General features: G+C 67.7%; 9 protein-coding genes and 1 pseudogene. 9 read left to right on the plus strand and 1 reads right to left on the minus strand.

Going from position 1 to position 10,328, the window contains the following annotated elements; all coding sequences use genetic code 11:
• The first annotated feature begins 11 nt into the window (after positions 1-11).
• From Q8Q83_RS11040 to Q8Q83_RS11075, 8 genes and pseudogenes are all read left to right on the plus strand, one after another.
• Positions 12-2,702 carry a CHASE domain-containing protein gene (locus Q8Q83_RS11040; protein ID WP_305623684.1) on the plus strand — a complete coding sequence of 897 codons (2,691 nt, stop codon included), beginning with the start codon at positions 12-14 and terminating at the stop codon, positions 2,700-2,702.
• Positions 2,695-3,081 (plus strand): response regulator, encoded by a 387-nt coding sequence (locus Q8Q83_RS11045; protein WP_305623670.1) that lies wholly within the window; start codon positions 2,695-2,697, stop codon positions 3,079-3,081. Before Q8Q83_RS11040 ends, Q8Q83_RS11045 begins: the two co-directional genes overlap by 8 nt.
• Positions 3,074-4,732 (plus strand): diguanylate cyclase, encoded by a 1,659-nt coding sequence (locus Q8Q83_RS11050; protein ID WP_305623672.1) that lies wholly within the window; start codon positions 3,074-3,076, stop codon positions 4,730-4,732. Before Q8Q83_RS11045 ends, Q8Q83_RS11050 begins: the two co-directional genes overlap by 8 nt.
• Before the next feature lie 105 nt (positions 4,733-4,837).
• Complete coding sequence (locus Q8Q83_RS11055) at positions 4,838-5,752, plus strand: LysR family transcriptional regulator (protein ID WP_305623674.1); 915 nt, start codon at positions 4,838-4,840, stop codon at positions 5,750-5,752.
• Between the two features lie 4 nt (positions 5,753-5,756).
• The gene (locus tag Q8Q83_RS11060) at positions 5,757-6,656 is read left to right on the plus strand and encodes a LysR family transcriptional regulator (protein ID WP_305623676.1); all 900 of its coding nucleotides are present in this window, start codon (positions 5,757-5,759) and stop codon (positions 6,654-6,656) included.
• A gap of 218 nt (positions 6,657-6,874) precedes the next feature.
• Positions 6,875-7,504, plus strand: coding sequence for a glutathione S-transferase family protein (locus Q8Q83_RS11065; protein WP_305623677.1), 630 nt, complete (start codon positions 6,875-6,877; stop codon positions 7,502-7,504).
• Positions 7,505-7,567: 63 nt separating this feature from the next.
• Positions 7,568-8,533, plus strand: a pseudogene (locus Q8Q83_RS11070) (pyridoxamine 5'-phosphate oxidase family protein); the annotation flags it as partial.
• Between the two features lie 169 nt (positions 8,534-8,702).
• Entirely contained in the window at positions 8,703-9,008 is a 306-nt protein-coding gene (locus tag Q8Q83_RS11075; RefSeq protein ID WP_305623679.1) for an NIPSNAP family protein, read from the plus strand.
• Between the two features lie 16 nt (positions 9,009-9,024).
• Here the strand turns inward: Q8Q83_RS11075 and Q8Q83_RS11080 are convergent, their stop codons facing one another.
• Entirely contained in the window at positions 9,025-9,966 is a 942-nt protein-coding gene (locus tag Q8Q83_RS11080; RefSeq protein ID WP_305623681.1) for a DMT family transporter, read from the minus strand.
• A gap of 95 nt (positions 9,967-10,061) precedes the next feature.
• On the opposite strand from Q8Q83_RS11080, the gene Q8Q83_RS11085 reads away from it, so the two are divergent.
• Positions 10,062-10,328 (plus strand): LysR family transcriptional regulator (locus Q8Q83_RS11085; RefSeq protein ID WP_305623682.1); only part of this gene is annotated, 267 nt, incomplete at its 3' end.

The raw sequence follows: 10,328 nt of genomic DNA on the forward strand, positions 1-10,328 counted from the left end.
ACCATCGCCAGGTGCTGCTCGGCGCGGCCGGGCTGTTCGACGCCAGCGAACGGGTCAACCGCCAGGAATGGGCCACCTATGTGCGCCGCCTGGATCTGGCCGAAAACTACCCCGGCGTGCAGGGCGTGGGGTTCAGCCAGCTCATCCAGCCTGACGAGCTGCCCAGCTTCGAGGCCCGGGTGCGCGCCGAGGGCTTCGCCGACTTCCGGGTGCACCCCGCCGGCGCGCGCGAGCGCTATAGCGCGGTGCTCTACCTGGAGCCCTTCGCCGGGCGCAACCTGGCCGCCTTCGGCTTCGACATGCTGGCCGAACCGACCCGCCGCGCCGCCATGCTGGAGGCCGCGCGCAGCGGGCAGACCCAGCTCAGCGGCAAGACCAGCCTGCTTCAGGCGACCCACGGCGAGGTGCAGGCCGACCTGCTGATGTTTGTGCCGATCTACCGCCCCGGGCAGCCCCTGGACAGCCCGGAGCAACGCCTGCGCGCCCTGCGCGGCTTCGTCTACAGCCCCTACCGGGTCACCGACCTGATGCGCGACATACTCGGCGGCGCCGAACTGCAGCTCGATTTCGCCCTGCTCGCCAACCCCCCGGGCCAGCCCGAGCAGCTGCTGTTCGCCAGCCAGCGGCGGGTCGACCCGCGCCAAGCGGCAGACCTGCAACAACAGCTGCAGCTGTTCGGGCAAAGCTGGACCCTGAATTTCTACCGCCAACCCGGCTTCGCCAACAGCTTCGCCCAGGGCCAGGCCGGCCTGCTGCTGCTCGGCAGCACCATCAGCCTGCTGCTGTTCTTTCTCGCCAGCAGCCTGTCGCAGAGCCAGCAGCAGGCGGTCGCCCTGGCCAAGCAGAGCACCGCGCAATTGCGCGAGCAGGAGCAGGAACTGCGCCGCAGCGAAGAGCGCCTGAGCCTGGTGCTCAAGGGCGGTAACGACGGCTGGTGGGACCTGGACCTGCGGGCCAAGCACTTCTTCGCCTCCGAGCGGGCCTGGCAGATGCTCGGCTATACGCCGAAGAATCGCGATCAACCGCTGAAAAGCTGGGTGCGCCTGATCCACCCCGATGACCGCATGGGGATCAATCACCTGCTGCGCCAGCCCCGCGCCGCCGCGGAGCGCTATATGGCCCATGAATGCCGCCTGCTGCACCGCGACGGACATGCCGTGCCGGTGTTGCTGCGCGGCTTCCTGCAGTGCGACCCGCGGGGCAAGCTGCAGCGGGTCAGCGGCACCTGCATGGACCTGACCGAGCGCAAGCGCCTGGAGCAGATGAAGAACGAGTTCGTCTCCACCGTCAGCCACGAGTTGCGCACCCCGCTCACCTCGATCGCCGGCTCCCTCGGCCTGATCAATGGCGGCGCCTTCGGCGAGGTGCCCGCCGCGCTGCGGCCGATGCTGGAGATCGCCCAGCACAACAGCGCGCGCCTCAACCACCTGATCAACGACCTGCTGGACATGGACAAACTGGTGGCCGGCAAGGTCAACTTCGAGCTGCGCAGCCTGGAACTGGCCGGGCAACTCGACGAGAGCCTGCGCAGCAACCAGGCCTACGCCGCGCAGCATCGGGTGCAGCTGGTGCAAGCCCCCTGCCTGCCGCTGTGGGTGCGCGCCGATGCCATGCGCCTGCAGCAGGTGCTGGCCAATTTCCTCTCCAACGCCATCAAATTCTCCCCCGCCGGGGCCCAGGTGCGCCTGCACAGCACCCTGCGCGACCAGCAGGTCAGGGTCAGCGTCAGCGACCAGGGCGTGGGCATCGCGGCCAACTTCCGCGGGCGCATCTTCGAGAAGTTCTCCCAGGCCGACAGCAGCGACCACCGCGAGAAAGGCGGCACCGGCCTGGGCCTGGCGATCAGCAAGGAACTGATCGAACGCATGGGCGGGCAGATCGGCTTCGACTCGATCGAAGGCCAGGGCGCCACCTTCTGGTTCGAACTGCCGCTGCAGGACGGCCCCGCGCCCAACCCCCTGCCCACGCCCGCCAGCATCCTGGTGGTAGAAGCCGAGCCGAGCATCGCCCGGCTGCTCCAGCACCTGCTGCAGCGCGCCGGTTACCGGGTGCTGCAGGCCAACAACCTGGAGCAGGCCCGCGCCCTGCTGGCCAGCGAGCCGGTGGCCGCGCTGACCCTCGACCTCGACCTGCCGGACGGCGACGGCCTGCAGTTGCTGCGCGAACTGCGCGCCAGCCCGGCCAGCCGCCGCCTGCCGATCCTGGTGCTGGGCGCCGCCAGCGCGGCGGGCCAGTTGCCGCAGGAAGCATTCCAGGCCATCGACTGGCTGGCCAAGCCGATCGACCCGCAACGCCTGATCGACAGCCTGCAGCGCGCCCTGCACGGCCTGCCCAGCAAGCCCCGGGTGCTGCATGTCGAAGACGACCTCGACCTGCACCGGGTGATAGCCGAGCAGGGCCGCGCCCTGGCCGACTTTATTCCGGCCGGCAGCCTGGCCCAGGCCCGGCAGATCCTCGCCCAGGGCGGCTTCGACCTGGTTCTGCTAGACCTAAGCCTGCCCGACGGCAATGGCCTGGAGCTGATCGAGGAGATCCATCGGCAATACCCCGGCCTGCCGGTGGTGGCGCTGTCCTCGGTGGAACTGAGCAGCGAGCAGCTCAATCTGGTGCAAGCGGCACTGGCCAAATCCCGTACCGATACGCAACACTTCCTCAACGTGCTGGCGCGCCTGCTGCCAGCCAAGGAGACTCCCGATGCCTGAACTCAGACGCATTCTGCATGTGGAAGACGACCCCTCGATCCAGGCCGTGGCCAGGGTCGCCCTGGAGGTGGTAGGCGGCTTCAGCGTCTTGAGTTGCATGTCCGGCCAGGAAGCCCTGGACCAGGTACAGGGCTTCGCCCCCGACTTTATCCTGCTGGATGTGATGATGCCGGGCATGGACGGCCCGCAAACCCTGGAGAAACTCCGCGAACTGGTGGATATCGGGGAGATTCCGGTGGCCTTTATGACGGCCAAGGTGCAGCCCAGCGAGATCGAACTGTACCGCCGCCTGGGCGCCCGCGACGTGATAGTCAAACCCTTCGACCCCATGCAACTGGCCGCACAGATCCGCGCCATCTGGGACCAGCGCCATGGATAAACACCAGGCGCACTTGCAGCTGCAGGCCCATCTGCGGCAGCTCAGCACGCAGTTTGCCCAGCGCCTGCAGGCGGAGCTGCCGCCACTCGCCGCGCAAGCCCGGCAGCTGCTGCAGGCCAGCGATGGCGAGAGCCAGCTGCTGCTCGGCCAGCTGCGCGACCAGCTGCACAAACTGGCCGGCAGCGCCGGCACCTTCGGCTTCGCCGACCTCGGCCAGCGCGCCCGCGCGCTGGAGCAGCAGGCGCAACACTGGCTGGACAGCCTGCAGCAGCGGCAGCAGGGTCTGCAGGACTTTATCCAGCAGCTGCAACAGCTGGCCGAGCAGCCACACCAGGCCCAGGTCGAGGCCGCGCCGGCGCAGAAGAGCCGGCGCAAGGCCGCCAAACACAGCCCCGAGGTCGAGGCGCGGGTCATCTATATCCTCGAGGATGACCTCGGCATAGGCGAGAACATCCGCCTGACCCTGAATACCTTCGGCTACCAGGCCGCGCACTTCAGCAACATCGCCGAGCTGGATGCCGCCATCGCGCTCCAGTTGCCCGACGCGCTGATCGTCGACGTCAACCTGCCCAATGAAAGCCAGACCGGCCTGGACTACGCCACCGCCCTCAACCACAACCTGGAGAGCGCCCTGCCCCTGCTGGTGCTGACCACCCAGAATGACTTCGCCACCCAGTTGCAGGCCGCCCGCGCCGGCGCCATGGGCTTCTTCGGCAAGCCCCTGGATATCGCCAAGCTGGAAAACCGCCTGGAGCGCTGCTTCACCCAGCAGCACGGCGAGCCCTACCGGGTGCTGATAGTCGACGACGACCGCGACCTCTCCAGCCGCTACAGCCTGGTGCTGCGCAGCGCCAATATGCGGGTGGACGTGCTCAACGACCCGGCGCAGATTCTCGACGCCATGGCCAGTTTCAACCCGGAAGTGCTGCTGCTGGACATCAATATGCCCAACTATGCGGGCCCGGAACTGGCGCAGATCATCCGTTTCAATGACGACTGGCTGCGCGTGCCGATCATCTACCTGTCGGCGGAAACCGATATCGCCCGGCAGATGAATGCGCTGATCAAGGCCGGCGACGACTTTATCGCCAAGCCGATCTCCGACAACCGCCTGATCACCACGGTATTCGCCCGCGCCCAGCGCGCGCGCCTGCTCAGCCAGGCCTTGGCGCGGGACAGCCTGACCGGCCTGCTGAAACACGCCGATATCAAGGAGCAGGTGCTCCTCGAACAGGAGCGCGCCCTGCGCAGCGGCAAGCCGGTCAGCGTGGTGATGCTGGATATCGACCACTTCAAGCGGGTCAACGACACCCATGGCCACGGGGTCGGCGACACGGTGATCCGCGCCCTGGCCAACCTGCTGCGCCAGCGCCTGCGGCGCATCGACAGCCTGGGCCGCTATGGCGGCGAGGAATTCCTCGCGGTGCTGCCCGATTGCTCGGCCGAGCAGGCCCTGCGCATCCTCGATGAGATTCGCCAGCAGTTTTCCGCCATCCGCTTCAGCGCCGCCGGCTGCGAGTTCAGCGTCAGCCTCAGCGCCGGTATCGCCAGCAGCAATGGCAGCGCCGCCAGCGAGCTGATGGAGCAGGCCGACCGCGCCCTCTACACGGCCAAACAGGGCGGGCGCAACCAGGTGCGACAGACCGAGTAAGGGCTACGCCGCATAAGCAGGAACAATCCACGTTACCGAGCCAGCTCTATTGCAGAAAATGCAATTGATCGTCCAGACTCCTGCCTCGTGCACAGGAGCCGCTCGATGGACAGATTCCAGGAAATGCAGGTGTTTCTCGCCGTCGCCGAGGCGCAGAGCTTCGCCGCCGCCGCGCGCCGCCTGAACCTGTCGCCGCCCAGCGTGACCCGCGCCGTGGCGGCCCTGGAAGAGCGCATCGGCACCCTGCTGCTGGCCCGCACCACGCGCAGCGTGCATATCACCGAGGCCGGCCAGCGCTATGCGGAAGACTGCCGGCGCATCCTCGCCGAACTGGAAGAAGCCGAGGAATCCGTCGCCGGCAGCCACGCCAGCGCCCGCGGCCAGCTGTGCCTCACCGCACCGGTGCTGTTCGGCGAGCTGTACGTCACCCCCATAGTGGTCGACTACCTGGAGCAGCACCCGGCGGTCAACATCAAGGCGCTGCTGGTCGACCGGGTGGTCAGCATGCTCGACGAGGGCATAGACGTGGCGGTGCGCATCGGCAACCTGCCCGACAGCGGCCTGCACAGCGTCAAGGTCGGCGAGGTACGGCGGGTGATCTGCGCCGCGCCCAGCTACCTGGCCCAGCAGGGTCGGCCGCAGCATCCGGACGACTTGCGCGAGCAACGTATAGTGCTGTCGGCCAGCAGCGCCCTGGTCAGCGACTGGCAGTTCGCCGGCCCCGCCGGGCCGATCGGCGTGCGCCTGGAGCCGCGCCTGATCGTCACCGCCAACCAGGCCGCGATCAATGCCGCCAGCCTGGGCTGGGGCCTGACCCGGGTGCTGTCCTACCAGGTAGCCAGTCAGGTGGCGGCCGGCGAGCTGGAGCTGGTGCTGGAGGATTTCGAGCTGCCGCCGCTGCCCATCCATGTGGTCTACCAGGGCGGGCGCAAGGTAGCGGCCAAGGTGCGCACTTTTGTCGATTTCTGCGCCGCGCAGCTGGGCCGGGACCCGGCGCTCAATCCACGGCGCCAGGCCTGAGACCGTGGATCGCCAGCATGCCATGCGCGTGTTCCAGGCCGTGGCCGCAGACCTCAGCCTGGCCGCCGCCGCACGGCGTTTGCAGATGTCCGCGCCGAGCGTAAGCCGCGCCATCGCCGCCCTGGAGAGCCACCTCGGCGTAGCCCTGCTCGAACGCAGCACCCGCGGGGTGCAATTGACCGCCGCCGGCGAGCGCTTTGCCGGCGACTGCCGGCGCATCCTGCAGGAGGTCGAGGAAGCCGAGGCCTCGGCCAGCGGCCTGCATGGGCAGGCGCGCGGCCGGCTCAACCTGGCCATGCCGCTGCTGTTCGGCCAACAGCTGCTGACGCCGATTCTGCTGGACTATCTGGATGCCTACCCCGAGGTGCAGATAGTCGCGCGCTTTCTCGAGCACGTGCCCAACCTGCATGAGGAAGGCGTGGACGTGGCCGTACTGGTCGGCAAGCTGCCCGATTCCTCCCTGTTCGCCCTCCAGGTCGGCAGCATCCGCCGGGTGGTCTGCGCCAGCCCGGCCTATCTGGCCCGTTACGGCACGCCACAGCGGCCGCAGGATCTGATCCAGCACCGCCTGCTGCATTGCACGGCCGACACGCGCCTGCCCGAATGGCGCTTCCAGCAGCAGAACCACCTGCTCAGCATTGCCTTCCAGCCACGCCTAAGTTGCGCCACCCACCAGGCGGCCATTGCCGCCGTGTGCCGTGGCGCCGGGCTGACCCGCTGCCTGAGCTATCAGGTGCACGAGCTGCTCGAACAGGGCCGCCTGAGCCGCGTGCTGCACGACTTCGAGCCGCCGGTGCTGCCGGTGTATCTGCTCTACCGCGAGGGGCGCCGGGCCGCCGCGCGGGTGCGCAGCTTCGTCGACTTCGCCGCGGCCCGCCTGCGCGAGCACCCGGCGCTGCGCTAAGGCAGCGCCCCTCACCTGCCCTGCCCCGGATTGCATCCGGGCTACGCCTGCTGCATCTGCCTGAACGCACTTTGTTGCAGCAGCTGAAATAAAGGATTGCCATTTATGGCGATTCTGCCGATTGCAGATTGAGCGGACTATGGCTGCCATCAGCGCGGCCCCAGCCTGGCAGCCCGCCAAGCCGCCGCTGAGTCAGTTAACTTGCTCTGGAGCCGACCATGTCGCAGACCGCCATCAAACTCTTCCGCCACCCGCTGTCCGGCCATGCCCACCGCGTCGAACTGCTGCTCTCGCTGCTGGGCTTGCCGACCGAACTGGTATTCGTCGACCTGGCCAAGGGCGCGCACAAGCAGGCGGAATTCCTCGCCATCAATCCCTTCGGCCAGGTGCCGGTGATCGACGACAACGGCACGCTGCTCAGCGACTCCAACGCCATCCTGGTCTACCTGGCGCAGAAGTACGGCAAGGGCCGCTGGCTGCCGACCGAGCCGCTCGCCGCCGCCAAGGTGCAACGCTGGTTGTCGGTCGCCGCCGGGCAGATCGCCGCGGGCCCGGCCACGGCACGGCTGATCACGGTATTCGGCGCGCCCTATAACGCCGCGGAGGTCATCGCCCGTTCCCATGCCCTGCTCAAGCTGGTCGAACAGCAACTGGGCCATAGCCACTTCCTGGCCGGCAACGAGCCGACTATCGCCGATGTGGCCGGCTACACCTATATCGCCCATGCCCCGGAAGGCAATGTGTCGCTGGCCGACTACCCCCAGGTGCGCGCCTGGCTGAGCCGCATCGAGGCCCTGCCCGGTTTCGTGCCGATGCAACGTACGGCCGTCGGCCTGCAAAGCGCCTGACGCCAGCCCCGGCCTGCAGCCGCAGGCCGGGTTTCTGCCCTTGATTGCGCGGAGTCCATAACCATGTCCCCTGTCGATCCCACTGCCTCACCCTGGCATGCCGGCGAACAGCAGCTGCAGCAACGCACCGGCGTGGCCGAGCGAATGGAGGCGTTCGGGCGCAAGGTGATCCGCGACCATATGCCCGAGCAGCACCGTGACTTCTACCGCCAGCTGCCCTTCGTCCTGCTCGGCAGCGTGGATGCCGAGGGCCGTCCCTGGGCCAGCCTGGTCGAAGGCGCGCCGGGTTTTGCCCATTCCCCCGAACCCCGTCTGTTGCGCCTGGACAGCCGCCTGCAGGCCGGCGATCCGGCCACCGCCGCGCTATCCGCGGGCGCCGCTGTCGGCCTGCTCGGCATCGAGCTGCATACGCGGCGGCGCAACCGCCTTAACGGCCATATCCGCCAGGCCGACCAGCAGGGTTTGACACTCGAGGTCGAGCAGGCCTTCGGCAACTGCCCGAAATATATCCAGCTGCGCCAATACGAATTTAGCCACGCCGCAGCGCCTTCCACGCCAGCGCAGACCGAGCGCCTGGATGGCCTGGATCAGGCCGCGCGGGCGTTGATCGCCGGCGCCGACACCTGCTTCGTCGCCAGCTATATCGAACATCAGGACGGTAGCCGCGCCGTGGATGTCTCCCACCGTGGCGGCCAGGCCGGTTTTATCCGGGTCGAGGGCGATTGCCTGACCCTCCCCGATTTCGCCGGCAACCTGCACTTCAATACCCTCGGCAATCTGCTGCTCAACCCGCGGGCCGGCTTGCTGTTGATCGATTTCGCCACGGGCGAGCTGTTGCAGCTATCCGGCAGTACCCGGCTGATTCTCGAGGGCCCGGAGATTCAGGCCTTCCAGGGCGCCGAGCGGCTCTGGCAACTGCAGGTCGAGCGCCTGGTGCGCCGCCCCGCGGCGCTGGCCCTGCGCTGGCAATTCCAGGGCTATTCGCCGTACAGCCTGCAGACCGGCAACTGGGCCGAGGCCGCGGCGCGCAGCTAGCGCCTGCGCCAGGCGCAGAGCCGCTGGATGATCGAGGGCGGGCGTTGCAGTAGCTACAGGCTTGCTGCGCCTTTAGGCAATGCGCTGGCGGTCCTGTTATAACGCGCCATGCGCCTAGGGCGCTTGGTGTAAACATCCTCCTGGCCGACAAGGACTTCTTTAGATGGTGACCTGTTATCTGCGCTATACCCTGGATCCCTACAAGCTGCAGGAATTCGAGCACTACGCAAAACTCTGGATTCCACTGGTAGAGCGCTTCGGCGGCCAGCACCACGGCTACTTCCTGCCGTCGGAGGGGGCCAATAACCTGGCCCTGGCCCTGTTCAGCTTCCCCAGCCTGGCGTTGTATGAGGACTATCGGCTCAAGTCGCAGAGCGATCCAGACTGTCAGGCGGCGTTCCAATACGCCCAGGACACGCGCTGCATCATCAGTTACGAGCGCAGCTTCTTCCGCCCCCTGCTCGCCTGAGAATCTGTTCTGAGCCTCAGGGCTGACCCTGGCTGGTGGCGCTGGCGCGAGCGCCATGCAGTAGCGCGCCAATGCTCGCCGCCACCACGCACAGGGTGCCCAGGCACTGCAGCAGGCTCAGCGACTGCTGCAGCACGACAAAGCCGGCCAGGGCGCCGATCGCCGGTTCCGCGCTCATCAGAATGCCGAAGGCGGCGGTCGACATCCGCCGCAGCGCGGTCAGCTCCAGCACATAGGGCAGCAGGGGCACCAGCAGCGCCAGCCCCGCGGTCAGGTAGAGCTGCTGCAGGGACAGCGCCGCGCTACTGGCCGACAGGCCCAAGGGGGTGGCCAGCACGGCCGCCACCAGCAGCGACACGCTGAGGCCTTGCAGGCCCTTGAACTGGGCGCCGGCCTTTTTCATCAGGAGGATATAGCTGGCCCAGCCGAGGGCGGCCGCAAAAGCCAGCAGCAGGCCCAGGCCGTCGACGTTCCACGCGCCGCCCTGACGCGCCAGCAACAGCACGCCGCCGCCGGCGAGCAGCGGCCAGATCAGCTGCACGGCACTGCGCGCACCGAGTACGGCCACTCCCAGCGGGCCGAGGAATTCGATGGCCACCGCCAGGCCCAGCGGAATGCGCTCCAGGGCGGCGAAGAAGCTCAGGGTCATGCAGGCCATCGCCGCACCCAAGGCCAGGGCAATCAGCCACTGCTGGCGGCCATAGCGATGCAGCGGCGGGCGCACCACCAGCGCCAGCACCATGGCCGCCAGGCACAGGCGTAACCAGGTGGTGCTGGACGCGCCATAGAGCGCCATCACCGGCGCCGACAGGGCCGCGCCGAACTGGATGCTGAACATCGCGGCGAGCGCCAGCCCGGCGGCAAATAGCGGCGTCCGGGTCACCGCCCGAGGGCCAGCGGCCTGCGACTGTTCGGCTGTCAATGCAGCAGCTTGAAGCGCTGCGCTGTTGTCGTTCATGGGCCCGCTCCATTGATTCTCGAGCCCTATGCTAAACAAAGCGCAGCACCGCGTATAAGCTGATAATACTTATCCTTGATTCAGGAATTCTTATAGTGCGAGATCCGGACAGCAACCTGCTGCGCACCTTCGTCACAGTGATCGAAGCCGGCAGCGTCAGCGCCGCGGCGCTCAAGCTGTCGCGCACCCAGGCGGCGGTGAGCATGCAATTGCGCCGCCTGGAAGAAGACCTCGAGCAGCGCCTGCTGGACCGTTCGCCGCGCGGGGTGAAGCTGACCCAGGCCGGCCATGTGTTGCTGCCGTTCGCCCAGGCCATCCTCGGTTCCGGGGCAGATGCCTTGCGTGCACTCTCGGCGCAGAGC

Source organism: Pseudomonas sp., assembly GCF_030696055.1.
Lineage (GTDB): Bacteria > Pseudomonadota > Gammaproteobacteria > Pseudomonadales > Pseudomonadaceae > Aquipseudomonas.

Coding starts and splice junctions, on each gene's coding strand:
- Q8Q83_RS11065 (WP_305623677.1), top strand. CDS start 6,875: ATGTCGCAGACCGCCATCAAACTCTTCCGCCACCCGCTGTCCGGCCAT.
- Q8Q83_RS11055 (WP_305623674.1), top strand. CDS start 4,838: ATGGACAGATTCCAGGAAATGCAGGTGTTTCTCGCCGTCGCCGAGGCG.
- Q8Q83_RS11080 (WP_305623681.1), bottom strand. CDS start 9,966: ATGAACGACAACAGCGCAGCGCTTCAAGCTGCTGCATTGACAGCCGAA.
- Q8Q83_RS11045 (WP_305623670.1), top strand. CDS start 2,695: ATGCCTGAACTCAGACGCATTCTGCATGTGGAAGACGACCCCTCGATC.
- Q8Q83_RS11050 (WP_305623672.1), top strand. CDS start 3,074: ATGGATAAACACCAGGCGCACTTGCAGCTGCAGGCCCATCTGCGGCAG.
- Q8Q83_RS11075 (WP_305623679.1), top strand. CDS start 8,703: ATGGTGACCTGTTATCTGCGCTATACCCTGGATCCCTACAAGCTGCAG.